23 protein-coding genes are annotated in these 25,389 nt (G+C 73.2%); 7 read left to right on the top strand and 16 right to left on the bottom strand.

The features are described from left to right. Window positions 1-9 precede the first annotated feature (9 nt). Both ACIP4O_RS03705 and ACIP4O_RS03700 read left to right on the top strand, forming a co-directional pair. Complete coding sequence (locus tag ACIP4O_RS03705) at window positions 10-1,677, top strand: sodium:solute symporter family protein (protein ID WP_401571098.1); 1,668 nt, start codon at window positions 10-12, stop codon at window positions 1,675-1,677. A gap of 46 nt (window positions 1,678-1,723) precedes the next feature. Continuing rightward, window positions 1,724-2,092, top strand: coding sequence for a hypothetical protein (locus tag ACIP4O_RS03700; protein ID WP_401571097.1), 369 nt, complete (start codon window positions 1,724-1,726; stop codon window positions 2,090-2,092). Window positions 2,093-2,210: 118 nt separating this feature from the next. Here ACIP4O_RS03700 and ACIP4O_RS03695 read toward each other — a convergent pair whose 3' ends face one another. The 6 genes from ACIP4O_RS03695 to ACIP4O_RS03670 form a co-directional block, all read right to left on the bottom strand. After that, window positions 2,211-2,906 (bottom strand): LuxR C-terminal-related transcriptional regulator, encoded by a 696-nt coding sequence (locus tag ACIP4O_RS03695; protein ID WP_361320918.1) that lies wholly within the window; start codon window positions 2,904-2,906, stop codon window positions 2,211-2,213. 344 nt (window positions 2,907-3,250) lie between these two features. After that, window positions 3,251-5,149, bottom strand: coding sequence for a PQQ-binding-like beta-propeller repeat protein (locus tag ACIP4O_RS03690; protein WP_401571094.1), 1,899 nt, complete (start codon window positions 5,147-5,149; stop codon window positions 3,251-3,253). Window positions 5,150-5,436: 287 nt separating this feature from the next. Then, the gene (locus ACIP4O_RS03685; protein ID WP_401571091.1) at window positions 5,437-7,233 is read right to left on the bottom strand and encodes an ABC-F family ATP-binding cassette domain-containing protein; all 1,797 of its coding nucleotides are present in this window, start codon (window positions 7,231-7,233) and stop codon (window positions 5,437-5,439) included. 155 nt (window positions 7,234-7,388) lie between these two features. Further along, window positions 7,389-8,297, bottom strand: coding sequence for a 4-(cytidine 5'-diphospho)-2-C-methyl-D-erythritol kinase (locus ACIP4O_RS03680; RefSeq protein ID WP_401571088.1), 909 nt, complete (start codon window positions 8,295-8,297; stop codon window positions 7,389-7,391). Then, window positions 8,294-9,184, bottom strand: coding sequence for a 16S rRNA (adenine(1518)-N(6)/adenine(1519)-N(6))-dimethyltransferase RsmA (gene rsmA / locus ACIP4O_RS03675; RefSeq protein WP_401571086.1), 891 nt, complete (start codon window positions 9,182-9,184; stop codon window positions 8,294-8,296). The genes ACIP4O_RS03680 and rsmA overlap by 4 nt, the downstream gene beginning before the upstream one ends. Window positions 9,185-9,282: 98 nt before the next feature. Continuing rightward, complete coding sequence (locus ACIP4O_RS03670) at window positions 9,283-10,206, bottom strand: AraC family transcriptional regulator N-terminal domain-containing protein (protein WP_401571084.1); 924 nt, start codon at window positions 10,204-10,206, stop codon at window positions 9,283-9,285. Window positions 10,207-10,387: 181 nt separating this feature from the next. Here ACIP4O_RS03670 and ACIP4O_RS03665 point away from each other — a divergent pair, with 181 nt between their 5' ends. Next, complete coding sequence (locus ACIP4O_RS03665; protein WP_401571081.1) at window positions 10,388-11,413, top strand: aldo/keto reductase; 1,026 nt, start codon at window positions 10,388-10,390, stop codon at window positions 11,411-11,413. Window positions 11,414-11,576: 163 nt separating this feature from the next. On the opposite strand, the gene ACIP4O_RS03660 is transcribed toward ACIP4O_RS03665, so the two are convergent. The 5 genes from ACIP4O_RS03660 to rsmI form a co-directional block, all read right to left on the bottom strand. After that, window positions 11,577-12,092 carry a GNAT family N-acetyltransferase gene (locus ACIP4O_RS03660; protein WP_401571078.1) on the bottom strand — a complete coding sequence of 172 codons (516 nt, stop codon included), beginning with the start codon at window positions 12,090-12,092 and terminating at the stop codon, window positions 11,577-11,579. A gap of 313 nt (window positions 12,093-12,405) precedes the next feature. Further along, window positions 12,406-12,693, bottom strand: a complete 288-nt coding sequence (locus ACIP4O_RS03655) for a hypothetical protein (protein WP_401571075.1) — start codon at window positions 12,691-12,693, stop codon at window positions 12,406-12,408. A 19-nt stretch (window positions 12,694-12,712) separates the two neighbouring features. Further along, a complete protein-coding gene (locus ACIP4O_RS03650; protein WP_401571072.1) occupies window positions 12,713-13,612 on the bottom strand; it encodes a TatD family hydrolase in 900 nt (299 codons plus the stop codon). A gap of 115 nt (window positions 13,613-13,727) precedes the next feature. Then, window positions 13,728-14,258, bottom strand: coding sequence for a hypothetical protein (locus ACIP4O_RS03645; protein WP_401571070.1), 531 nt, complete (start codon window positions 14,256-14,258; stop codon window positions 13,728-13,730). Window positions 14,259-14,532: 274 nt separating this feature from the next. Next, the gene (gene rsmI, locus ACIP4O_RS03640) at window positions 14,533-15,441 is read right to left on the bottom strand and encodes a 16S rRNA (cytidine(1402)-2'-O)-methyltransferase (protein ID WP_401571067.1); all 909 of its coding nucleotides are present in this window, start codon (window positions 15,439-15,441) and stop codon (window positions 14,533-14,535) included. A gap of 178 nt (window positions 15,442-15,619) precedes the next feature. Here rsmI and ACIP4O_RS03635 point away from each other — a divergent pair, with 178 nt between their 5' ends. The 4 genes from ACIP4O_RS03635 to ACIP4O_RS03620 all read left to right on the top strand — a co-directional run bounded on the left by ACIP4O_RS03635 (window position 15,620) and on the right by ACIP4O_RS03620 (window position 20,533). Next, complete coding sequence (locus tag ACIP4O_RS03635) at window positions 15,620-17,374, top strand: dolichyl-phosphate-mannose--protein mannosyltransferase (RefSeq protein ID WP_401571065.1); 1,755 nt, start codon at window positions 15,620-15,622, stop codon at window positions 17,372-17,374. 36 nt (window positions 17,375-17,410) lie between these two features. Then, window positions 17,411-17,641, top strand: a complete 231-nt coding sequence (locus ACIP4O_RS03630; protein WP_401571062.1) for a hypothetical protein — start codon at window positions 17,411-17,413, stop codon at window positions 17,639-17,641. 135 nt (window positions 17,642-17,776) lie between these two features. Next, window positions 17,777-19,396, top strand: coding sequence for a penicillin-binding transpeptidase domain-containing protein (locus tag ACIP4O_RS03625; protein WP_401571059.1), 1,620 nt, complete (start codon window positions 17,777-17,779; stop codon window positions 19,394-19,396). Between the two features lie 216 nt (window positions 19,397-19,612). After that, complete coding sequence (locus tag ACIP4O_RS03620) at window positions 19,613-20,533, top strand: phosphotransferase (protein ID WP_401571056.1); 921 nt, start codon at window positions 19,613-19,615, stop codon at window positions 20,531-20,533. A gap of 44 nt (window positions 20,534-20,577) precedes the next feature. Here the strand turns inward: ACIP4O_RS03620 and ACIP4O_RS03615 are convergent, their stop codons facing one another. The 5 genes from ACIP4O_RS03615 to ACIP4O_RS03595 form a co-directional block, all read right to left on the bottom strand. Further along, window positions 20,578-21,390 (bottom strand): SDR family NAD(P)-dependent oxidoreductase, encoded by an 813-nt coding sequence (locus ACIP4O_RS03615; RefSeq protein ID WP_401571053.1) that lies wholly within the window; start codon window positions 21,388-21,390, stop codon window positions 20,578-20,580. A gap of 81 nt (window positions 21,391-21,471) precedes the next feature. Further along, the gene (locus ACIP4O_RS03610) at window positions 21,472-22,680 is read right to left on the bottom strand and encodes a serine hydrolase domain-containing protein (protein WP_401571050.1); all 1,209 of its coding nucleotides are present in this window, start codon (window positions 22,678-22,680) and stop codon (window positions 21,472-21,474) included. After that, a complete protein-coding gene (locus tag ACIP4O_RS03605; protein ID WP_401571048.1) occupies window positions 22,677-23,540 on the bottom strand; it encodes an energy-coupling factor ABC transporter ATP-binding protein in 864 nt (287 codons plus the stop codon). Before ACIP4O_RS03605 ends, ACIP4O_RS03610 begins: the two co-directional genes overlap by 4 nt. After that, a complete protein-coding gene (cbiQ, locus tag ACIP4O_RS03600) occupies window positions 23,528-24,289 on the bottom strand; it encodes a cobalt ECF transporter T component CbiQ (RefSeq protein WP_401571045.1) in 762 nt (253 codons plus the stop codon). The genes ACIP4O_RS03605 and cbiQ overlap by 13 nt, the downstream gene beginning before the upstream one ends. A 4-nt stretch (window positions 24,290-24,293) precedes the next feature. Further along, complete coding sequence (locus tag ACIP4O_RS03595) at window positions 24,294-25,364, bottom strand: energy-coupling factor ABC transporter permease (protein ID WP_401571042.1); 1,071 nt, start codon at window positions 25,362-25,364, stop codon at window positions 24,294-24,296. Window positions 25,365-25,389 lie beyond the last annotated feature (25 nt).

The following is a 25,389-nucleotide window of genomic DNA, read 5'->3' as shown; positions in this document are numbered from 1 at the left end:
GTTCCCCCCATGTACCTTGCGGACGGGCTCAGACTCCCGACCAACTGGCTGGACTACACGATCCTCGCGCTGTACTTCGTCGTCGTCCTCGGCATCGGTTTCGCCGCGCGGCGCAGTGTGAAGACGAGCCTCGACTTCTTCCTCTCCGGGCGCTCCCTGCCCGCGTGGGTGACCGGTCTCGCCTTCGTCGCGGCGAACCTCGGCGCCACGGAGATCCTCGGCATGGCGGCGAACGGCGCGCAGTACGGCGCCTACACCGTGCACTGGTACTGGATCGGGGCCGTCCCCGCGATGGTCTTCCTGGGCCTCGTGATGATGCCCTTCTACTACAACTCGAAGGTCCGTTCGGTGCCGGAGTTCCTCCTGCACCGCTTCGGCAAGTCCTCGCACCTGCTGTCGTCGATCATCTTCGCGGTGTCCGCGGTGCTCATCGCGGGCGTCAACCTGTACGCGATGGCCATCGTGCTCGAAGCCCTGCTGGGCTGGCCGCAGTGGGTGGCGATCGTCGTCGCCGCCGCGTTCGTCCTCGTCTACATCACGGTCGGCGGGCTCTCCTCGGCGATCTACAACGAGGTGCTCCAGTTCTTCGTGATCCTCGCCGCGCTCATCCCGCTGACGATCGTGGGTCTCAAGCGGGTCGGCGGCTGGGGCGGGATCTCGGACAAGCTGGACGCCTCGAAGGGGGACAGTTTCCTCTCGGCCTGGCAGAACACCGGGATCGGCTCGGACAACCCGCTGGGTGCCAACTGGCTGACGATCGTCCTCGGTCTGGGCTTCGTGATGGGCTTCGGGTACTGGACGACGAACTTCGCCGAGGTGCAGCGCGCGCTCTCCGCGAAGAACCTCTCGGCCGCCAAGCGCACTCCGCTCATCGCGGCCTTCCCGAAGATCTTCATCCCCGCGATCGTCGTGATCCCGGGCCTCATCGCGCTCATCCTGGAGCCGTCGATCGGCAAGCAGGGCGGGGACTTCGAGTTCAACGACGCGATCCCGCTGCTCATGCGCGACCTGCTGCCCAACGGGGTGCTCGGCATCGCCGTGACCGGGCTGCTCGCCGCGTTCATGGCCGGGATGGCCGCGAACATCTCCTCGTTCAACACGGTCTTCACGACGGACATCTGGCAGCCGTACATCAAGCCGAACATGCCCGACACGCACTACCTGAAGGTCGGCCGGGTCATCACGGCCGTCGGTGTCGTGATCGGCATCGGGACGGCGTTCATCGCCTCCGGCTTCAGCAACATCATGAACTACCTCCAGACGTTGTTCTCCTTCTTCAACGTCCCGCTGTTCGTGGTGTTCATCATCGGGATGTTCTGGAAGCGGACGACCGGCGCGGCCGGGTTCTGGGGGCTGCTCTCGGGAACCGTCGCCGCGATGATCAACTACTTCTGGTTCTACAAGCAGGGCGTCATCGGCATCCCGAGCGACCAGGGCGCGAACTTCGTCTCCTCCATCGTCGCCTTCGTCGTCGGCGCGGTCGTCATGGTCGTCGTGACGATGGTGACGAAGCCGAAGCCCGCCGCGGAACTGCGAGGGCTCGTGTACGGGACGAAGTCGCCCGGCGTCGAGGAAGCGCCCGCCGAGGGCGACGACGCCTGGTACCGCAAGCCGGCGCTGCTCGGCTGGGGCGCGCTGATCCTCGCGGCCCTGTGCTACGTCCCGTTCTCCCTGTGAGCCCCTTCGAGCCCTCCCCGTCTGACCCGGCAAGGACGACACGACCATGAGCGACCACAGCAACCCCAGAGACGACAACACCCCCGGCGCACCGCACGACGCCCGCAAGCCGGCGAACCTCGACGACATCAAGGCCGTCGAGCGGCTGGAGCGCGAATCCGCCACCGCGAGCCGCCTCTTCGACGTGCGGCTCATCATCGGCGGCCTCTTCACGGTCTACGGGATCATCGTCACGATCACCGGCATCACCGCCTCGGACGCCGACCTCGCCAAGGCCCAGCACATCAACATCAACCTGTGGACGGGCCTCGGCATGCTCGTCCTCGGGCTGCTGTTCCTGGCCTGGATGCTGTGGCGCCCGCAGACGCCGCCGCCGGTCGAGGAGATCGTCGAGGACCTCAACCGCGAGGAGTAGCGGGGGCCTGAGGGCAGTGGGGGCCGTCCCGGCCGGGTGCGCCCGGTGGGGGCGGCCCCTTGCCGCTGCCCGGCCGTACCGCGGTGCCGCCGCGCTGTCCTCCCGCAGCCGGCCGTCGTCAGCCGGGGTCCGTGTTCCGGGGGCCGAGCAGGGGCAGGGCGTGATCGAGGAGGCCGGTGCGGGCGGCGAGGGCGGCGGCTTCGAGGCGGGAGCCGACGCCGAGTTTCATCAGTACGCGCTGGACGTGGGTGCGGGCCGTGGAAGGGGCGATGTGCATGCCCGCCGCGATGAGCCGGGTGTCCTCGCCCTCCGCGACCCGCGCCAGGACCTCGACCTCCCGGCGGGTCAGCAGGTGCAGGAGGCGTCTGCCCTCGTCGTCGGGCTCGGCCTCCGGGTGGAGCAGGGCGTCGAAGGCACCCTGGAGGAGCCCCGGGGCCACCGCCACCTCGCCCGCGCGGGCCTTCATGATGGCGCGCTCGACGCCCTCGATCCGCTCGTCGTGCCTCACGTAGCCGCACGCCCCGGCCGCGAACGCCGCCGCGATGCCCCGCGGACTCGGCACCGGGCCGAGGACGAGCACCGCCGTCTGCGGGCGCTCCCTGCGGATCTTCACGACCGGGTCGAAGGCGCCGGGTTCGGCCGGGGCCGCCGTGCCGAGCAGGCACACCTCCGGCGCCCGGCTCACCACGAGGTCGGCGGCGCCCGCCGCGGGGGCCGCGGCGGCGAGCACCCGGTGCCCGCGCAGTTTCAGCGCGGAGGCGAGCGCCTCCGCGAGCAAGCGGTGGTCGTCGACCACCATGAGCCGCACTCCCATGGGCATCCCCCGCGTCCCCCCGTGTCCCCGCCTCGTCCCGGCCCCGCCCCCGCCGGGGCTGTCCCCCGGCCGGTCCGTCGTGCACCGGAAGCTACACGGATGTTCGACCTCGCGCGCCCCCTCCGGTGAAGAAGTGCCCCGTAATGCTGAAATCCCCCGCTTTTCGGGGGTGTTGCGTGCGGACGAGCATGTTGTGCGGGCGCGGAGGGGTAGCGCGTACGGGGGCGGGGGCGCCCCTGCGCACGCCCCCGCCCCCGTATCGCCCGGCTCGCCGCCGTCCCGCTCGCCGCCGTCCCGCTCGCCCCGTCCGCTCGTCCCGTCCCGCTCCCCCTGTCCCGCTCGCCTCAGCGCGTGGTGCCGAAGGACAGCGCCAGGTAGGGGATGGCCTCGTCGGGACCGACCGGCTTCTTCTCCTCCTCGGGCATGGACGCCCCGAGGTACAGGCGGCCGTCACCGAAGAGGGTGTCGGAGAACTCGCTCTGGAATTCCTGGACGGTCTCGCCGCTGCGCTCGTCCGCCGGCGTGTTCAGGAGCACCTCGCTCTTCATCGTCTTCGTGTCGACCGAGAGGACCTGGGTGCCCTTGTCGTAGGGGCCGGCCCGGTAGGCGAGCAGCCGGGGGCCGTCCATGCGCAGCGGCCGCAGTTCCCAGTCCTCCCCCGCGTCGAGGCGCTGGCCGGTGAGCTTGCCGGTGGCGAGGTCGAAGACGACGATCTCGTTGGTGCTGGAGTACCCCTGCAGCTTCCCCTGGTGCTTCTCGGTCGGCAGGTAGAGGCGGTCGCCGCCGACCGCGAAGTCGACGCAGCCGGAGACGGCCGTCGCCTCGCACGAGGCGCCATAGGTCTTCGCGTCGGCGGGCCACCGCGCGCGGAGCTTGCCGGTGCTCCCGTCGATCGAGAAGAAGTCCGAGACGCCGGAGCCGTCCTCGGCCGCCTCGTTGACGTCGGCGCCGACGACGAGCGGGCTGACCGAGAGGATGTGCGCGAAGTCGATACCGGGCGGCATCTTGTACTCGGCGCTGACCGAGCCGTCCTTCGGGTCCAGCTTCTGCACGAACAGTTGGTCCTGGTCGGTGTTGATCGTGCACTTGCGGATCACCGCGAGGCCGCCGCTGCCGCCCTGGTAGCCGACGTCGTAGCACTCGTCGCCCGGCTTCGGGGACCACACCTGGTCACCCGACCTCAGGTCCCAGCCGTAGCCGCCGCGGCTGCCGCCCGCCGCGACGGTCCCGCCGCCGACGGTCACCTCGGTGAAGACCGCGCTGCCCTGGCCCGAGCCCACGCCCTTCGTCCACAGCGCCTTGCCGGTCCGCAGGTCGAACACGGTGATCTTGTCGCACTGGCCCCCTTCGTCCCGCGTGGGCCGCACGCTCTTGTGCAGGACGGCGGTGAGGCCCTCCTCGCTCTGGAAGCCGCTCGCGGCGCACACCGGGCCGGGCAGCCTCAGGTTCCAGACGCGGTTCCCGGCCACGGCGTCGTAGCCGTTGATCTCAAAGAGCCCGGTCTTCGCGTACACCTTGCCGGTGAGCCAGGAGCCGGGCACCTCGTAGATCCGGGAGTTCGCACCGGTGTAGATCATCGGCACGGAGAAGAGCTGCCTTGCCGCCGGGTCGGCGGGGGCCTTCTCCTTCGCGGGACCGACGGTGGGGTCGTGCGTCCCGCCGCCGCCCTTCCCGTCCTTGTCCTTCTTGTCGTCCTTGTCCTTCGCGACCGGTGTCTCGTCTGTGCCGGAGTTCGCGTACCAGACGCCGCCGCCGACGATGAGCGCGATGACGAGCACGGTCGCGCTGATCATCCAGAACACCGGTCCGGGACGGCGCTTCCCCGGCCCGGTGGGCGGCTGCCCCGCGCCGTGTCCCTGCTGGGTGTACGGGGCGGTGGCGTACGGGGGCGCGGGGTGCGGGTAGCCGTAGGCGGCCTGCCCGCCGGCCTGGGCGGGACCCGGGTGCGGGGTGCCGTAGGCGGGCGGGGGCGGGGCGGCTTGCGGGGTGCCGTACGCGGGGGCGGGGGACGGGGGGGGCGGGCCGAAGCCGGTGGCGGGGGGCGGTGGGGTGCCGGGGCCCGCCGGGGGCGGGACGGGGGCCGGGGCCGGTGTGCGCGTACCGGTGCCCTCCGCGGGCGGCACGGGCGGGCCGAAGCCGCCGCCCGCCTCGGGCGGGCCGAAACCGGGCGGGGTGTCCCGCGGGGGCTCGCCCCCCGGCGGCTCGTGCGGGGGCCGGGGCGGTGGCTGGGGCGGCTGAGTCATCAGCGCTACCTCGTGGCGGGCTCGCGCCCCCCGTCCGGCTCCCCCGCCGTTCCGTGGGTGATCACCCCGCGGAACGGAGCGGATCGGGACGCGCTCCCCCGCGGTCCTTGGTCGGTCGGGCGGGGAACTCTTTCTACCATCGACCACGCCCGCCGCACCCGGCCCCCGCTCTCCCGTGCCCAAGGCAGAACCGGCGCGTGATGCTCCCGTGACCGGCACGCACCGCCCGGTCCGCCGCTCCTCGACGCGTGCCGGTCTCGACGTGTGCCGCTCCTCGACGCGTTGCGCTACTCGGCGAGTTCGAGCCAGCGCAGTTCCAGTTCGTCCTTCTCGCCGACGAGGGCGCGCAGTTCGGCGTCGAGCCCGGCGACCTTCTCGAAGTCCGTGGCGTGCGTGGCGATCTTCTCGTGCAGCTTCGCCTCCTCGGTGGCGATCCGGTCCAGACGCCGCTCGATGCGCTGAAGCTCCTTCTGCCGCTCGCGGTCCTCCTTCGCGGAGGTCGCGGCGGGCTTGGGGGCGGCGCTCGCCGGTGCGGTCTGGGTCTGCTGCTCGCGGGCGCGGCGGCGTTCCACGTACTCGTCGATGCCGCGCGGCAGCATCCGCAGCGCGCGGTCGCCGAGGAGCGCGAAGACGCGGTCGGTGGTGCGCTCGACGAAGAACCGGTCGTGGCTGATGACGACCATCGAGCCGGGCCAGCCGTCGAGGAGGTCTTCGAGCTGGGTGAGGGTCTCGATGTCGAGGTCGTTGGTGGGCTCGTCGAGGAAGAGGACGTTGGGCTCGTCCATGAGGAGGCGCAGGATCTGGAGGCGGCGGCGCTCACCGCCGGAGAGGTCGCCGACGGGCGTCCACTGCTTCTCCTTGCCGAAGCCGAAGGTCTCGCAGAGCTGCCCGGCGGTCAGCTCGCGGCCCTTGCCGAGGTCGACTCGCTCCCGCACCTGCTGAACCGCTTCCAGCACCCGGAGGTTCGGGTCGAGTTCGGCGACCTCCTGAGAGAGGTAGGCGAGCTTGACGGTCCTGCCGACCTTGATCCGGCCCTTCTCGGGCTGCTCCTCGCCGTCGCCGCGCGAGGCGGCGGCCATGGCGCGCAGCAGCGTCGTCTTGCCCGCGCCGTTGACGCCGACGAGACCGACGCGGTCGCCGGGACCGAGCTGCCAGGTGAGGTGCTCGATGAGCGTCTTCGGCCCGGCCGAGACGGTCACGTCCTCCAGGTCGAAGACGGTCTTGCCGAGCCGTGCCGACGCGAAGCGCATCAGCTCGGAGTTGTCGCGCGGCGGCGGGACGTCGGCGATCAGCTCGTTGGCGGCCTCGATGCGGAAGCGGGGCTTGCTGGTACGGGCCGGGGCGCCGCGCCGCAGCCAGGCCAGCTCCTTGCGGACGAGGTTCTGCCGCTTGGTCTCCTCGGTCGCGGCCCGGCGCTCGCGCTCGGCGCGCGCGAAGACGTAGTCGCTGTAGCCACCCTCGTACTCGTAGACGTCGCCGCGCTGCACGTCCCACATGCGGGTGCAGACCTGGTCGAGGAACCAGCGGTCGTGCGTCACGCAGACGAGCGCGGAGCGGCGGCTCGCGAGGTGCGCGGCGAGCCAGGCGATGCCCTCGACGTCGAGGTGGTTGGTGGGCTCGTCGAGGACGAGGAGGTCCTGCTCGTCGATGAGGAGCTTGGCGAGCGCGATCCTGCGCCGCTCACCGCCGGAGAGCGGGCCGATCACCGTGTCGAGCCCGTCCGCGAAACCGGGCAGGTCCAGGCCGCCGAAGAGACCCGTCAGCACGTCGCGGATCTTCGCGTTCCCCGCCCACTCGTGATCGGCGAGATCCCCGATCACCTCGTGCCGCACGGTCGCCGCCGGGTCGAGCGAGTCGTGCTGGGTGAGCACGCCGAGCCGCAGCCCGCCGCTGTGCGTGACACGCCCGGTGTCGGCCTCCTCCAGCTTGGCGAGCATTCGGATGAGAGTGGTCTTGCCGTCGCCGTTGCGCCCCACGACGCCGATGCGGTCGCCCTCGTTGACCCCGAGAGAGACCCCGTCGAGCAGCGCCCTGGTCCCGTAGACCTTGCTGACCGCTTCGACGTTGACCAGATTGACCGCCATCCACCACTCCCGCTCGCGCTCCCCGCACCACTGGAACGGGCCGGGGGACAGATTCCCCAGGGTAGTCGGCGGGGGAACGCCCGGCCGGGCCCGGCGTCCCCTCGCGTTCTCGGCCCGGTGCCGGAGACGTCCGGGTACGCCGTGCCGAGGGCCTTTTACTCCCCCACCACGACCGCGCCCGGCGCCGGGGCCGTCGTCGTACGGGCCGTGCGGCAGTGGGGCGTCAGGGCGCGCGCGATCGTGCGGGCGCTGTCCGCGTCCGGGGCGAGGAAGGCCGTCGTCGGGCCCGAGCCCGAGACGAGGGCGGCGAGGGCGCCCGCCTCCGTACCGGCGTCCAGCGTGCGGCGCAGGGCGGGGAAGAGGTCGAGCGCGGCGGTCTGGAGGTCGTTGTGGACGGCGGCCGCGAGCGCCTTCGGGTCGCCGCTCGCGAGCGCGTCGATCACCGCCTGATCGGCCTCGGGCGCCGGGACCCTACGGCCCTCGGTCTCCGCGAGGCGGTCGTACGCGCCGTAGACGGCCGGGGTCGAGAGGCCGCCGTCCGCCTGCGCGAAGACCCAGTGGAAGGTGCCGCCGACCGCGAGCGGGGTCAGCAGTTCGCCGCGCCCCGTGCCGAGCGCCGCGCCGCCCACGTACGAGAACGGCACGTCACTGCCCAATTCAGCGCAGATCGCGAGGAGTTCGTCTCTGCTCGCGCCCGTGCGCCACAGCGTCTCGCAGGCGAGCAGCGCGCCCGCCGCGTCGGCGCTGCCGCCCGCCATGCCGCCCGCGACGGGAATGTCCTTGGCGATGTGCAGGTGCACGTCGGCGGGGCGGCCCGCGCGCTCCGCGAGGGCGAGGGCGGCGCGGGCGGCGAGGTTGCCCTCGTCGAGGGGCACCTGCTCGGCACCGGGGCCCTCACAGGTGAGGCGCAGGCGTTCGGCGGGGGTCGCGGTCACCTCGTCGTACAGGCCGACCGCGAGGAAGATGTTCGCGAGGTCGTGGAAGCCGTCGGGGCGGGCGGGGCCGACCGCGAGCTGGACGTTGACCTTGGCGGGAACGCGGACGGTGACGGCGGGGGCGCTCACGCGGTGATCTCCTTCTCGGCCTCGGGCTCGGCCTGCGGTTTGTGCTCGGCGATACGGGCGAACTCCTCGACGGTGAGCGACTCGCCGCGCGCCTGCGGGGACACCCCGGCCGCGCGCAGCGCCTCCTCGGCCGCCGCCGCCGAACCCGCCCAGCCCGCGAGCGCGGCCCGCAGCCCCTTGCGGCGCTGCGCGAAGGCCGCGTCCACGACGGCGAAGACCTCGCGGCGGCTCGCGCTCGTCGTCAGCGGCTCCTCGCGCCGTACGAGCGAGACGAGCCCGGAGTCGACGTTCGGCGCGGGCCAGAAGACGCTGCGACCGATCGACCCGGCGCGCTTGACGTGCGCGTACCAGGCCGCCTTGACCGAGGGCACCCCGTACACGCGCGAGCCGGGCGGGGCCGCGAGCCGGTCGGCGACCTCGGCCTGCACCATCACGAGGGTCCGCTCGACGCTCGGGAAGTGCTCCAGCATGTGGAGGAGGACGGGGACGGCGACGTTGTAGGGGAGATTCGCGACGAGCGCGGTGGGCGGGGGGCCCGGCAGTTCGCGTACGCGCAGCGCGTCGGAGTGCACGAGCCGGAAGTGCGCGGCCTTCTCGGGCAGCCGGGCGGCGACGGTCGCGGGGAGGGCGGCGGCGAGGGTGTCGTCGATCTCGACGGCGGTGACGTCGGCGGCGACTTCGAGCAGGGCGAGCGTGAGCGAACCGAGCCCGGGACCGACCTCGACGACGGTGTCCGTCTCGCGCACCTCGGCGGTGCGGACGATGCGGCGCACGGTGTTGGCGTCGATGACGAAGTTCTGCCCGCGCTGCTTGGTGGGACGTACGTCGAGCGCGGCGGCCAGCTCACGGATGTCGGCCGGGCCGAGCAGGGGGTCGGTGCGAGTCACCTGGCAAGGGTACGTGGCCCCCGCAGGGGAGAACGATCGATCGGCGGGGGCGCGGGGCGCGGAGGCGCGGGCAGGGACGCCTGACGCGGGCGTGGCGGCTACGAGGGGCGTCCTGTCCCGCGCAGGCGGGCCGCGTCGCGGGCCGGGGGCAGGCCGAAGGCGGTGCGGTACTCACGGCTGAACTGCGTCGCGCTCACGTATCCGACCTCCCGCGCCACCTGCGCCGCCGTCGCGTCCCCGGCGGCGAGGCGGCGGCGGGCGGCCTGGAGCCGCACGTACTTCTGGTACCTGAGCGGGCTCATCCCGGTGGCGGCCTTGAAGTGCCGGTGCAGACCGGCGGGGCTCATGCGGGCGACGGCGGCGATCACGTCGATGCCAAGAGGTTCCCTGTACCGCTCGCAGATCCAGCGCGCGGCCCGGCGCACCCGTTGCGTCGGCGAGTCCGCGAGCGCGCCCGCGCGGAGCACGGGGCCGAGGGGGCCGCGCAGCAGCCGGTAGAGGATCTCGCCCTCGACGCGGGGAGCGAGCGCGCGGATGTCCTCCGGGGAGTCGAGGAGGGTCACGAAGCGGGTGACGGCGTCCACGAGTTCGGGTGCCATGGGCGCGGTGAGCTGCCCTGCGGGGGCGAGCGGGACGCCGGCCGATTCCTCGACCTCGACGAGCAGGTCCGCGAGCAGTCGTTCGTCCACGCGCAGGGTCACGGAGGAGTAGGGCGCTTCGACGACGGAGACGGAGACGGGGAGGTCGATGCTGTTGAGGAGCATCTCGCCCGCGCGGGCGATCCGGGTCCGCTCGCCCGCGGTGCTGCGCTTCGCCCCCGCCGAGACGAAGCAGATCATCGGCTCGTAGAGGAGGTCGACGGGCCCGACCGGCTCCTCTGTGACGGCGAGCGAGAGCCGGGGGACCGCGGTCTCCGTACCGCCCTCGGGTGCATGGCGGGCGACGGCGGCGGTGAGGCGGTGGAGGGCCGCCTCGGAGGGGCAGGGCGCGGCGGCACCCTCCCGTACGGCGTCGTCCGGCACGTACCCGCCCCTTTCCTGCCCCCTCGGCTGCCGACCGCTCAGCTCCTGACCGCTGAGGCCCTGCCCGTTCAGCTGCCGACCGCTCAGCTCCTGCCCACTCAGATCCGGCCTGAGAGGATCAGGCAATGTTACGCGAGTGACGCCCCATGTTTCCCGGTGCGCGCGGTCCTAGCGTCGAGGCATGGCACAGCACGACGACACGACCAAGCTCCCCACCCGCACGCTCGGCGCGCAGGGTCTGCGCACCTCCGCGCTCGGCCTCGGCACGATGGGCATGACGATGGCGTACGGCGACACCGCGACGCCGGACGAGCGCGGCGCCAGCGAGACGATCCACCGCGCCCACGACCTCGGCATCACCTTCTTCGACACCGCCGAGCTGTACGGCATGGGCACGGGCAGCAACGAACAACTGCTCGGCCGCGCGGTGAGGGGCTTCCGCGAGGAGGTCGTCCTTGCCACGAAGTTCGGCTTCGACATGAGCGATCCCGCGCGGGCGGGCGTCGCGCTGGACAGCCGTCCCGCGCACATCCGCGAGGTGACGGAGAACAGCCTGCGGTACCTCGGCACCGACCACATCGACGTCCTGTACCAGCACCGGGTGGACCCGGACGTGCCCATCGAGGAGGTGGCGGGCACGGTCGGGGAGCTGATCGCGGAAGGCAAGGTGCGGTTCTTCGGGCTGAGCGAGGCGGGACCGCGGACCATCCGCAGGGCGCACGCCGTGCAGCCGGTCTCGGTGCTCCAGACCGAGTACTCGCTCTTCGAGCGGGAGGTCGAGACGGCGGTCCTGCCGGTGGTGCGCGAACTGGGCATCGGCTTCGTACCGTACTCGCCGCTCGGCCGCGGTTTCCTCACCTCGGCGGTCCAGCCGGCCGCCGCGTACCCGGCGGACGACATGCGCGCGACGGACCCGCGCTGGCAGCCCGGCAACTACGAGAAGAACCTGGACGCCGTACGGCAGCTGACCGCGCTCGCGGGCGAGAAGGGCATCACCGTCACGCAGCTCGCCCTCGCGTGGCTTCTGGCGCAGGGCGAGGACATCGTCCCCATCCCCGGCACGCGCAGCCCGCGGCGCCTGGCGGAGAACGTGGCCGCCGCCTCGGTCGTCCTCACCCCGCGGGAGCTCGCCCGCGTCCAGGAGATCCTGCCGCACGGCTCGGCGGGGTCGCGTTACGGGGAGGAGATCATGCCGCACTGGGACTGAGCGGGGCGAGTGCCTGAGGGCCCGGCGGTACGGGGACGGGCCGGGTGCGCGCGGAGGGGCGCCCCCCGGCCCGTGCGCGTACCGGCTCAGGCTGCGCGGAGGCGGAGAAGTCCGGCCGCCGTGGGGGCGAAGCCGCAGGCACCCGGCCCGTCCCCGTACCGGCTCAGGCCGCGCGGAGGCGGACGAGTCCGGCCGCCGTGGGGGCGAAGCCGCAGGCGTTCTCGTAGAAGGAGCGCAGGTGTTCCTCGTAGTCGACGTGGAGCCAGTCGCAGCCCGCCGCGCGCGCCTCGGCGGCGGCGGTGGCGACGAGCGCGCGGCCGAGGCCGCGGCGGCGGTGCGCTCGTGCGACGGCGGTGTCGAGGAGGAAGGCGTGGGCGCCGCCGTCCCAGGCGACGTTGACGAAGCCGGCGAGGCGGCCGGTCTCATCCCGCACGGCGGCCCAGCCGAGGCTGTGCCGGGCGAGGCGCGCGGCGATTCCGGGGGCGGGGACGCCGCCGAACGCCTCGGCGAGCAGGGCGCGGAGCTCGTCGTCGGCGAGGGGGGTGCGCCAGGCTGGGGTGAAGGGGGTGGGGTGGGGTGGGGCGAAGGGGTTGGGGGTGAGCGGAGTGGACGGGGTGAAGGGGGTGGGCGGGGTGGTGGGGCTGGGGGTCGGTTCGGGGGTGTTGGGAGCTGAGGTCACAGGGGGGCAGTGTCGCGGGCGGGGTGGCGGAGGGCGAGGGGTTTTCGGGGGGGGGCGGTCGGCGTCGCGATCGGTCCGCGCACAGACCCCACCCTCCCAAAGGGGAGGTGGGCCACCCGCTGCCATCAAGTCTTCCGGACGCCTCGCCCCCCTTTCGACCAAAATCGCGAATCTGTGGATAACTCCGGAGAACCCGTCACACGCCTCACTCGAAGGAGTGGGTAATTGTGAGCGAACCCTTGCGGGTGGGTGAGTGCTCACTCACCTCGCTGGAGTATTCCCCCGATCCCCTCCACCGCCACGAGGCATGGCATCAGCTCCGCCCCCCGTCCGCGTCGAAGGCGATGAGGAGCGAGGGCGACTCCCCCAACCACCCGGCTACGGCGGCCCCTTCGGCCGCGCTCGGGGCACGGAAGACGGGGTCGTGGAACATGTCGGGGCAGCGGACCAGGGTCGCCCCGGCCGGAATCAGCTCCAGCTCGTGGTGGTACGTCAGGTCGTATCCGGCGCGTAGCCGCAGCTCCGCCGGGGTCCAGTGCACGACCTCCCAGTCCCAGAAGCTGCCCTCGGGCAGGGTCACGACGCCCGCCGCGTCGAGCACCGTCCGGTCCCCCGCCCCCTCACCCCTCGAACAGCCCCCGCATCCCGAACGCCCGTCCGGTGTTGCGGGCCAGGGCCTCCGCCATCTCCTCCTCCGCGATGTCCCTCACCCGCGCCATCGCCCGGAGCGTGACCGGGATCAGGTAGGGGGCGTTGGGGCGGCCTCGGTACGGGGCCGGGGTGAGGAAGGGGGCGTCCGTCTCGACGAGGACGAGGTCGAGCGGCGCGACGGCGAGGGCGTCGCGGAGGTTCTGGGCGTTCTTGAAGGTCACGTTGCCCGCGAAGGACAGGTAGTAGCCCTCGCGCGCGCAGATCTCCGCCATCTCCGCGTCGCCGGAGTAGCAGTGGAAGACGGTCCGCTCGGGCGCGCCCTCCTCCTTCAGGACACGCAGCACGTCGGCGTGCGCCTCGCGGTCGTGGATCACGAGGGTCCGGTCGTGGCGCTTGGCGATCTCGATGTGCGCGCGGAACGACCGCTCTTGCGCGTCCTTGCCCTCCGGGCCCGTACGAAAATAATCCAGGCCCGTCTCGCCGACCCCGACCACCTGCGGGAGCGCCGCGAGCCGCTCGATCTCGTCGAGCGCCTCGTCGAGCGCCGCCTCTCCGCCGCCCGGCCGCTCGCCCTGCCGGGACCAGCCGCCCTCAGGGTCGCCGTGCACGATGCGCGGCGCCTCGTTCGGGTGCAGCGCCACAGTCGCGTGGATGTGCGCGTACGCCGCCGCCGTCTCCGCCGCCCAGCGCGAGCCCGCCAGGTCGCAGCCGACCTGGACGAGCCGCGTCACCCCGACCGACGCGGCCTTGGCCAACGCCTCATCGACGGTGCCCGCCTGCATGTCGAGGTGGGTGTGCGCGTCCGCCACCGCGACCCGCAGGGGCTCGGGCAGCGGTGGCGGCGCGGTCTTGTCGTCCTTGGCCTTCATGGGAACGATCCTACGAAGGCGGGGCGGTAGAGGCGGAGGGCAGGCGGGCCGGGCACGGGCCGGCTCAGGCACGTACGCGGGACCGGAGGCCTCCGCCCGGCGGTCCCGCCCCGCCCTACCGCTCCTGCGGCGGCTGCTGCCGGTGGAGGACGTGGAGCAGGTCCGCGAGCACGTGCCAGTGGTGCGGGCCCCCGGGCTCGCCGCCCGGCTCCGCCGCCTCCGCCACGCTCCCCCCGCCCGCCGTACGGTGCCGGGCCGGCTTCGCGGGGGCCGCTCCGTGCCCGTACGTGTGCGCCTGCGAAGCCGCCGACGTCACGCGGCCCGCGCGCATGATCCGGACGACGCCGCCCCCGCAGTTGAGGCACGACGGGCTGCTGAGCGGGGACGGCACGCGCTCGCCTCCGGCCAGGTAGACCACGTAGGGGTGGCCGTCCGGGTCGGCGTGCCGTTCTATCTCGTACGCCTGCTCCCAGCCGTGCCCGCAGCGCATGCAGGCGAAGGAGTAGGACTCCTGGACGGTGCCGACGGCCCGGGTGGTCCCGGCAGCACCCGGGGCCCCGGTGGTCCCAGGGGTCCCGGCGGGCCCAGCGCTCGCGGCGGAGCCGCTCGTGGTCGCGGGGTGGACGCTGCCTGCGAAGTCGCTCATGCCAGCTCCTCGTGTCGTGCCCGGCCGGCTGCCAACCGCCGGCCCCGGAGCGGCGCACCGCCCCGCCACGACCAGTGCACTCCCGCCCGGCGGCCCGCACCACAGGGGCTGCCGAACGTTGGACCGGATTTGGCGAACCCGTGCACTTCGGGCCCTTCGCCGCGACCCGGACTTTGCCGAAACACCGGGACGCTTTGCCCGAGTTTGGCGCGGAGAAACGGTTACGTCTCCCGCAACGCCCGCCGTGTGCGGCGCACCCCCGCCCCGCCGCTCCTCAGCCGGCGTTCTTCTCCGCGTTCTTCGCCGCCACCACCGCGTCGAACACCTCCCGCTTCGGCAGCCCCGCCTCCGCCGCCACCGCCGCGATGGCCTCCTTGCGCCGCTCCCCCGCCTCCTCCCGCACCCGCACCCTGCGCACCAGCTCGGCCGCGTCCAGGCCGGCCGGATCCGGCTCCGGGGCGCCCTCGACGACGACGGTGATCTCGCCCCGTACGCCCTCCGCCGCCCACGCCGCCAGCTCCGCGAGCGGGCCGCGCTTCACCTCCTCGTACGTCTTCGTCAGTTCGCGGCACACGGCCGCGCGGCGCGCCGCGCCGAAGACGTCCGCCATCGCGGCGAGGGTGTCGTCGATTCGGTGCGGGGCCTCGAAGTAGACGAGGGTGCGGCGCTCGTCGGCGACCTCGCTCAGGCGCGCGCGGCGCTCGCCCGCCTTGCGCGGCAGGAAGCCCTCGAAGCAGAAGCGGTCGACGGGAAGCCCCGACACGGCGAGCGCGGTGAGCACGGCGGAGGGCCCCGGCACGGCGGTGACGCGTACGTCGCGCTCCACGGCGGCGGCGACGAGCCGGTAGCCGGGGTCGGAGACGGAGGGCATCCCGGCGTCCGTGACGAGCAACACGCGCGCACCGCCCGCGAGCGCGTCGGCGAGTTCCGGCGTACGGGCCGACTCGTTGCCCTCGAAGTACGAGACGACGCGGCCCCCGACCCGCACGCCGAGCGCCTGCGTGAGCCGCCGCAGCCGCCGCGTGTCCTCGGCCGCCACGATGTCGGCCGTCTCCAGCTCGCGGGCGAGCCGGGGCGGCGCGTCCGCCACGTCCCCGATGGGGGTACCGGCGAGGACGAGCAGCCCGGCGGAGGCGGCGGTCGACGGAGCGGGGGACGGGGCGGGGGAGGTCTCGGAAGTCACCCCACCATGATGACGCCCCACCCGCACCGGCCCGAAAATCAAGCCCCTCTGGGGTACCTCCCGGCCGAAGGCTGGGGGAGATCGAGGAGCGGGGTGCGGGGCGGAGTCCCGCGACGCCGGCCGCGAGAACGGGGAAGCATTCACTCCTGTCCACATGACTGTTCCCTACGATGACCCGGTGACCAGTACCGCGTCCTCGACCGAGGCCAGCCAGGGGCAGACCGCCGATCCCCAGGCCCCGCCGCCCTGGCAGCGGCGGCTGCGCCGCTTCGGCTACGTCCCCGGGCGCCGCGAGGCGAGCGTCGCCGAGCGGCTCGATCCGCCGTGGGCGGGGCCCGCCGATCCGGGGCTGTGGACGGCGATCGGCCTCCCGTACCGCCTCTCGGCCTTCCTCGTGCGCTCCGCGAGCTGGCTCGGTCCGCTGCTGATCACCCTCGTCGCCGGGATCACCCGCTTCTGGCACCTCGGCTCGCCGAAGGCGGTGATATTCGACGAGACGTACTACGCGAAGGACGCCTGGGCGCTCATCCACCGCGGCTACGAGGTGAGCTGGGGCGAGCAGGCCAATAAGCAGATCCTCGCCGACCCCTCCACGGTCGACATCCCGACGCAGGCCGCGTACGTCGTGCACCCGCCGGTCGGCAAGTACGTCATCGGGATCGGCGAGTGGCTCTTCGGCCTCACGCCCTTCGGCTGGCGCTTCATGACGGCGGTGCTCGGCACCGCGTCCGTGTGGATGCTGTGCCGGATCGGGCGGCGCATGTTCCGCTCGACGTTCCTCGGCTGCTTCGCGGGCGCGCTGCTCACGATCGACGGCCTGCACCTCGTGATGAGCCGCACCGCGCTCCTCGACCTCGTGCTGATGTTCTTCGTCCTCGCCGCCTTCGGCTGCCTGCTCCTGGACCGCGACCGCGCCCGCGCCCGGCTGCTCGCCGCGCTCCCGGTCGACGCCGACGGGGTCGTACGGGCGGACGCCACGGTCGCCGAGACCGCGTTCCTCGGCTGGCGGCCCTGGCGCTGGGCCGCCGGGATCTGCCTGGGTCTCGCCCTCGGCACGAAGTGGAACGGGCTCTTCGTGCTCGCCGCGTTCGGCGTCATGACGGTGCTGTGGGACGTCGGCGCGCGCAAGGTCGCGGGCGCGCGCGGAGGGCGCGCCTGGCTCGCCATGCTGCTCCGCGACTCGCCGCTCGCCTTCCTCTCCCTCGTCCCGGTCGCCCTCGCCGTCTACCTGGCCTCCTGGACCGCGTGGATCGCCTCGCCCGACAACGGCAAGGGCGGCTACCTGCGCGACTGGGCGAAGACGGCCGGGCAGGGCGGCCACTTCACCTGGCTGCCCGACTGGCTGCGGAGCCTGTGGCACTACGAGCACGAGGTCTACAAGTTCCACGTCGGCCTCACCGACGGCCACCGCTACCAGTCCAACGCGTGGAGCTGGATGGTCGACGGCCGTCCCGTCTCGTACTTCTACGAGTCCCCGCCGCCCGGCAGCGACGGCTGCCCGAGCGGTACCACGGGCGACTGCGCCCGCGAGGTCCTCGCGCTCGGCACGCCCGCGCTGTGGTGGGCGGCGTGCGCCGCGCTCGTCTACGTGCTGTGGCGCTGGGTCTTCCGCCGCGACTGGCGCGCGGGCGCGATCCTCGGCGCGGTGGCCATCGGCTGGCTGCCGTGGCTCCACTACCAGGAGCGCACGATCTTCTACTTCTACGCGGTCGTCTTCGTGCCCTTCCTGTGCCTCGCGCTGACCATGCTGGTGGGCGCCGTGCTCGGCCCGGCCGGGGCCACGGAGCGCCGCAGGACGATCGGGGCGACGGCGGCGGGCGTGCTTTTCCTCCTCATCGCCTGGAACTTCGTGTACTTCTGGCCCCTCTACACGGGCACGGCGATTCCCTACGGGTCCTGGCACGACCGGATGTGGCTCAATTCCTGGATCTGAGCGGGAGTCCGGTCGGAACTGCGGAAAAGGTGAGCGATGACCGAAGAGCGAAGCGTCCAGGAACTGCGCCTGGGCCTGTACGCCACGCCGGCGCGGGCCGAGGAGATCAAGCGGCGGATCGAGCACCTGCTGTGCCCCGACCCCGACCACGCCCCGCCCTGCCCCGTCCCCTGGTCCGCGATGCTCCTCGGCCTGTCCACGCAGGAGGCGCGGGAGGCGTACCCCGAACTGCTCGGCCAGGCCGCGGCGGAACGCGACATGAGCTGACCGTCCCCGGCCACGGGCCCCCGGCCGGGACTACCGACGGTCGCATGATCATCGCAATCCAGTAACGGGATCTCCACAAGTCCCGCCCGCCGCATAGGCTCCCGACGACCACATGCGGGGAGGGGGAGTGCTGTCATGCGCACCGGGGTGAAGGTTTCGGTGGTGTCGGGGGCGCTCGTCGTGCTGCTCGGTGGCGGCGGGTACGGGGCGTACAACCTCGTGCACGCCGTCACCTCGGGCACGGCGGACGAGAATTCGGCCGAGGCGGTCGCCAAGCGCCTCGACACGCCGCTGACGGCGAAGGACGTACGGGAGACGGGGGAGAAGTTCCTGCGTACGTGGGGCGCCGGGCGCCTCACCGCGGCCGCCGCGCTGACCAGTCAGCCCGCCCCGGCGGGGGTCGCGCTCCAGGGCGTACGGGACAAGGCACACGTCAGCGAGGTGACGCTGACGCCCGGCACCGCGGCGGGCACGACGCTGCCGTACCACGTGAAGCTCGCCGTGCGCGGCAAGTCGCTCGCGTACGACACGGAGTTGAAGGTCGTCCGCTCGGAGGCGACCGGTCAGCCGGTCGTCAAGTGGACGCCCGCGCTCGTGCATCCGCGGATGAGGGACGGCGACCTGCTCGTCACCGGGGACGCCGACGCCCCGCCCGTGACGCTCGTCGACCACGACGGCAAGACCCTCGACGCGGGGACCTACCCCTCGCTCGCGCCGATCCTCGCCCAGCTCAGGGAGCGGTACGGGGAGCAGGCGGGCGGTTCCGGGGCCGTCGAGCTGATGATCAAGCACTCCGACGACACGCCGGACACGACGCTGCTCACGCTGGAGAAGGGCAAGCCGGGGCGGGTGCCGACGACGCTCAGCGCGGGGGTGCAGGCCGCCGCCGAGAAGGCCGTGGCGGCGTACGCGAACGCGTCCGTCGTCGTCGAGCGGGCCGGGACGGGTGAGATCCTCGCCGTCGCCAACCACCGCGACGACCAGTTCAACGCCGCGTTCCAAGGGACCGTGGCGCCCGGCTCCACGATGAAGATGATCACGGCCGCGATGCTCATAGACAAGGGCCTGACCAGCGCGAACGGCCCCGCTCCCTGCCCCGACACGGCGCTCTCGGGCGGCCAGACGGTGCACAACCTGACGGGGATGAAGGCCGATCCGGGCGCGACGCTCCAACGTGCCTTCGCGATCTCCTGCAACACCTCCTTCGTCTCCTTCGCGCCGAAGCTCCAGCCCGGCGACCTCGGTGCCGAGGCGAGCGAGAAGTTCGGGCTCGGGCGCGACAACTGGAAGACGGGCATCGCCTCGGCGGACGGGAAGGTGCCGGTCGCCGAGGGGGACGACAAGGGCGTCTCGCTCATCGGGCAGGGCAAGGTGCAGCTCAATCCGCTCAACCTCGCCTCCGTCGTCGCGACGATCCGCGACGGGGCCTTCCACCAGCCCGTCCTCGTCCCCGCGTCCTTCGACAAGCGGCCACTGGCCACGGCCGCCGGGCTGAGCCCGAACACGGCGGCGCAATTGCGGCAGATGATGAACCTCACCGCGACGAGCGGCACCGCGGCGACCGCGATGAGCGGCCTCGGTCCGGACATCGGCGCGAAGACCGGCTCGGCGGAGGTCGACGGGCAGACGCAGTCGAACAGCTGGTTCGCGGGCTACCGGGGCCAGTTCACGGCCGCCGCGTACGCGGAGCAGGGCGGCCACGGCGGCGACGTGGCGGGCCCGATCGTGGCGGAGGTGCTGCGCGCGACGGGGTGATCGCGACGGGATGATCGCGACGGGGTGAGGGACCTTGACGCCGACCGTTGCCGATCGGCCGCCGGACCCGTACGGCCAATTCCGCTCACGAAGGGCCGCCTTCCGGACTCGTCGGGTCGATAACGGTCGCGATCGGTCGCGGGCTTGGGCTGGTGCGGGGGTGTGGGCCACGATGTGGCCGTCCGTGCCTCGTACCGCCTCCCCCCGGGACGTCCCGTGCTCGACTTCGCTCTCCTGAATACGGTCCTCGCGGAGCACCTCGACCGGCTGGGGCTCGCCCCGGAGCCCCGACGCGAGAAGGTGCGCGCGTGGACGCACGGCGGGGTCGAGCGGCTCGTCTTCGCGGACGGCCTGACGCTCATCCACAAGTACGGGCACGCGCCGCTCGCGCACGAGGCGGCGACGCACCGCGTGCTCCAGGCCGCCGGGGTGCCCGTGGCGACGCTGCACTCCAGCGAGGTGCGCGACAAGCACATGACGATCGTCATGGAGGACCTGGGCGAGGCGGAACGCCCCGCCACCGAGGACGAGGTGCTCGCACTGCTCCTCGTCCTCCACCGGGCGCCCTCGCCGCCCGGCAGCCCCTCGCTCTCCGAGTCCACGATGATCACGCTGCCCGACCGGGCGCGCTGGCACCTGGACCGGCTCCAGGAGACGGGGCGCTGGACCGCGCTGGCGGGCAGGCTCGGCGACGACCTCGACAAGGTGCGCAAGGTCTCCGAGGAGCGCAGCGCGGGCGCCGACCAGGAGCCCTTCGGCTGGGTGCACACCGAGATCGCCGGGAACGGCGTGCACGTCGGGCCGAGGGGCATCCGCCTCATCGACTTCGCGCGCTCCTACGCCGGCCCCGTCCTCTTCGACCTCGTCTCCTGGGGCGACGGCCTCGACCGCCCGCGCCCCCGCGAGGCGCGCGCGTTCCTGGAGCGGTACGTGGACCTGGGCGGCCCGGCCTCGACGCTCGACCGCCGCGCGGGCCTGTCCGCCGAGCGCTGGGCGCTCGCCTGGCTGCGGGTCTGGCGCGTCGAGTGGTACCTCGAACAGTCCGCGGTCCGCTACGCCGACCCGGGCCTCGATGCGACCCGCCAGGCACTGGTCCGCCGCAACATGGACCAGGCGCTGGACCTGCTGGAGCTGTAGCGGGGGCCGGCGATCGGACCGGTGCGGGTCCGGCGGTACGGGGTTCAGTCGACGCCCGGCCCGTCCTCGGCCCGTACCGCCGCCGCGTTCGCCGCCGCCGCCCGCTGCCGGAATCCCGACTGGACCGCGAGGATGCCGCCGTCCACGCGCAGGGTCGTGCCCGTGACCCAGGCCGCGTCGGCGGAGGCGAGGTAGGCGACGGCCGCCGCGATGTCCTCGGGTTCGCCGACGCGGCCGAGCGGGTAGAGGCCGGCGAAGGCTTCGAGGTGGGCGGGGCGGTCGGCCCAGGCCGTCGTGCGGACCGTGCCGGGCTCGACGAGGTTGACGCGTACGCCGCGCGGGCCCGCGTGGCCCGCGAGCGTGCGGGTCAGCGAGGTGAGACCGGCCTTCGCCGCGCTGTAGGCGTGGCCGCCGAAGTCGGCCTCGGCGTTGACCGAGCCGATCGTCACGATCGCGCCCCGGCCCGAGGCGACGAGGTGCGGGAGCGCGGCGCGCGAGCAGCGGAAGGCACCGCCGAGGCACACGTCGATATCGCGCTCCCAGACCTCGTCGCTCTCGTCCTCGAAGAGTTCCGCGTCCTCGCCCGCCGCGTAGGCATTGTTGACGAGCACGTCGAGCCGCCCGAAGCGCTCCACCGCGTGCGCCACGGCGGCCTCGGCCTCGGCCCGTACCCGCACGTCGAGGCGGTACGGCTCCGCGCCCGGTATCCCGGCGGCGGTCGCGCGCGCGGCGACCTCGTCGGCGTCGGTGAGCAGCACCCGCGCCCCTTCGGCGGCGAGCCGGCGCGCGGTCGCGGCGCCGATCCCGCGCGCGGCACCGGTGATGAGGGCGGCATGGCCATCGAATCGCTGAGTCATGGCGCGGAAGCTACCGGGGGGACGGGGGATGGGTACAGGGGGCCGCCCGCCTCGGTCCACCTCAGCCCACCTCAGCCCACCTCAGTCCCCCACCACCCCCCGCACCGCCCTCACCAGCGCCTGCGCCCGCGGGTCGGCCGTGACGCCCTTCCGGAGTCCGTTCGTCACGTAGCCGAAGCCGATGCCCGATTCGGGGTCCGCGAAGCCGAGGGAGCCGCCGCGGCCCGGGTGGCCGAAGGAGCCCGGGGCGAGGAGGGGGCTCGCGGGGCCGTGGAGCATGAAGCCGGCGCCGAAGCGGGTGCGGGCGACGAGGACGCGGTCGGGGCCCTCGGACTCCTGGGTGCGGGCCATCGCGAGGGTCGCGGGGGTGAACAGGCGGCGGCCACCGTCCACGTCTCCGATGAGCGCCGCGTAGAAGCGGGCGAGGCCGCGCGCGGTCGCGATGCCGTTCGCGGCGGGGAGTTCGGCGGCGCGGTGGGCGCGGGTGTTCTCGTCGGCCTCGGGGCGTACGGCGGCGAAGGCGCGGCTCGTGAGCGAGTCCGGGTCGGCGTACGCGGCGGCGATGTCCCTGCGCGGGCGCAGGCGCAGGCCGTTCGCCACGGGCGGCGGGGCGAGCGGCGTGATGCGGCCGACGCGCCACTCCTCGTCCTCGGGCAGCCCTATCCAGAGGTCGAGGCCGAGGGGCCGCTCCAGGTGTTCGGCGACCCAGGAGCCGAGTGTGCGCCCGGTGAGGCGGCGCACGAGTTCGCCGGTGAGGAAGCCGTACGTCTGCGCGTGGTAGCCGTGGTCGGTGCCGGGCTCCCAGAAGGGTTTCTGCGCGGCGACGGCCGCGGCGGCGCGGTCGAGGTCGCGGGCGGCCTCGGGGGTGAGCGGCGTGTCGAGCGCGGGCACGCCCGCGCGGTGGCCGAGGAGGTGGCGGACACGGGTGGCGTCCTTGCCGTGCGCCTTGTACTGGGGCCAGTACGTCGCGACGGGGGCCTCCAGGTCGAGGGCGCCGCGCTGGTGGAGCAGGAGCAGTACGGTCGCGGCGACGCCCTTCGTCGCGGAGCGGACGATCTGCGCGGTGCCCCGGCGCCAGGGCTCGGCCCCGTCAGCGGAATCGGCGTCCCCGTCCCGCGTACCGCCCCACAGGTCCACGACCTTGCGCCCGTCGCGGTAGACCGCGACGGCGGCGCCGCGCTCCCCGAGCCGGGCGAAGTTCCCGACGAAGGCGTCCCTGACCTGCTCGTATCCCGGGGCGACGAGTCCTTCGACCGTCACGTCCCCGGCTTGCCGCACACTCTCGTTCACCTCTCCATGGTCACAGACCGCGGATCGAAGCCGAAGGGCAGTTCGAGGCGGTGGGCGCGCATGAGGGCGGCGTCGCTCAGCAGCTCGCCGGTCGGGCCGTCCGCCGCGATGACGCCCTCGCTGAGGATCGCCGCGCGCGGGCACAGTTCGAGGGCGTAGGGGAGGTCGTGGGTGACCATCAGGACGGTCACGTCGAGGCGCTGGAGGATGTCGGCGAGTTCGCGGCGCGAGGCGGGGTCGAGGTTCGAGGAGGGCTCGTCCAGGACGAGGATCTCCGGCTTCATCGCGAGGACGGTCGCGACGGCGACGCGGCGGCGCTGGCCGAAGGAGAGGTGGTGCGGGGGACGGTCGAGGAACTCGGTCATGCCGACCTCGTCGAGCGCCTCGCGCACCCGCGCCTCCAGCTCCGCGCCCCGCAGCCCCGAGGCCGCCGGGCCGAAGGCGACGTCCTCGCGGACGGTGGGCATGAAGAGCTGGTCGTCGGGGTCCTGGAAGACGAGGCCGACGCGGCGGCGGATCTCCGCCATGTGCTTCTTGCCGACCGGGAGGCCCGCGACGGTGACGCTGCCCGCGCCCGCTTCGAGGATGCCGTTGAGGTGGAGGACGAGGGTCGTCTTGCCCGCCCCGTTGGGGCCGAGGAGCGCGACGCGCTCGCCCTTGCCGATCCGGAGGTCGACGCCGAAGAGCGCCTGGTGGCCGTCGGGGTAGGCGTAGGCGAGTCCGCTCACGTCGAGCGAGGGGGGCGGCGTTCCGGCCCCGCTGTCGCCGCGTACGGGGTCGGTGGCGGGTTTCGCCGGTACGGGGTCGGTGGCCGGGCTCGTCGGTACCGGGTCGGTGGCTGAGTTCGTCACAGGGTCCATCCCAACAGGCAGATCACGAGCGCCGCGACGGGCAGCGCGAGGGCGTGCGCCCACTGCGTGCCGCTCGCGGTGATCTCGTCGATGACGGGCATGCTGCCCGTGTAGCCGCGGCTGAGCATCGCGAGGTGGACGCGCTCGCCGCGTTCGTAGGAGCGGATGAAGAGCGCGCCCGCCGATTTCGCGAGGACGCCCCACTGCCGTACGCCCTTCGCCTCGAAACCGCGCGACTCGCGGGCGATCCTCATGCGGCGCATCTCGTCCGTGATGACGTCCCCGTAGCGGATCATGAACGAGGCGATCTGGACGAGCATCGGGGGCAGCCGGAGCCGTTGCAGGCCCAGGAGCAGGGAGCGCAGTTCGGTCGTGGAGGCGAGCAGGACGGACGCGGCGACGCCGAGCGTGCCCTTCGCGAGGACGTTGAAGGCGCCCCACAGGCCGTTCACGGACAGGGACAGGCCCAGGAACTCCGTGTGGCGCCCCTCCGCGACGAACGGCATGAGCACCGCGAAGGCCACGAAGGGCACCTCGATGAGCAGCCGTTTCAGCAGGTAGCCCGCCGGGACGCGGGCCGCCGTCGCGACGGCGGCGAGCAGCAGCGCGTACCCGCCGAAGGCCCACAGCGCCTCGCGCGGCGTCGAGACGACGACCACGACGAAGGCGAAGGCGGCGGCGAGTTTCGTGTGCGGCGGCAGCCGGTGCACGACGGAGTGCCCGTGCCGGTAGAGGCGATGGGCGTGGCCCGCTCCCATGTGCTTAAACGGTCCCTGCGGAAGTAGGTGCGCCGTGGTCCTCGTCGGTGCGGCGCTTGCGTACGGCCCAGAAGACCCCCGAGCCGACGACGATCGTCGCGCCGACACCGATCACGCCGGCGAGGCCGCCGGAGATCCGGGCGTTGGCGATGTCCTTGACACCGTAGTCGGCGAGCGGGGAGTCCTTCGAGGCGTGGTCCTTCTCCTGCTTGTCGATGCCCTTGTCGTGCGCGACCTTCTCCAGCCCGTCGGGGTTCGCGGAGGCGTAGAAGCTGACGAAACCGGCGAGGACGACGGAGGCGACGATGCCGGTGATCCAGATCTTGCGGGTGGAGCGGGCGGCGACGGGGGCCGGGGCGGGCGCCTTCGGGGCGGCGTCGACGAGTTCGCCGCCCACGCGGAGCTTGAGCGGCGCTTCGAGGCCGCGGGCGCCGTGCACGAGGTCGGGGCGTACGGCGATGACGGCGCCGACCGTCAGCGCGGTGATGACCGCCTCGCCGATCCCGATGAGGACGTGCACGCCGATCATCGCGCTCGCGACCTTGCCGATCGAGATGTCCGTCGTCCCGCCGATCCAGTACATGAGCGTGAACGCGACCGCCGCGGCGGGCACGGAGATCAGCGCGGCGACGAAGGAGGCGGCCGTGATGGAGGAGCGGCGGCGCGGGAGGACCTTCACGAGGCCCCGGAAGAGGGCGTACGCGACGACGGTCGTCACGATCGCCATGTCGGTGATGTTGACGCCGAGCGCGGTGAGGCCGCCGTCCGCGAAGAGCACGCCCTGCATGAGCAGGACGACGGACACGCACAGCACGCCGGTGTACGGGCCGACGAGGATCGCCGCGAGCGCCCCACCGAGCAGGTGTCCGCTGGTCCCGGCGGCGACGGGGAAGTTGAGCATCTGCACGGCGAAGATGAACGCGGCGACGAGACCGGCGAGCGGCGCCGTGCGCTCGGCACCGGCCGCGCCGAGCTCCCGGCGGGCGCCACGTAGCGAGACGGCGACGGCGGCGGCGGCGAGGACGCCGGTCGCGGCGGAGACGGGGGCGTTGATGAATCCGTCAGGGACATGCATGGCGGGGACTTCGCTTCCTGCGGGG

The organism is Streptomyces sp. NPDC088923 (assembly GCF_044749745.1).
Lineage (GTDB): Bacteria > Actinomycetota > Actinomycetes > Streptomycetales > Streptomycetaceae > Streptomyces.
This window is presented reverse-complemented; position numbering and strand designations above follow the sequence as displayed.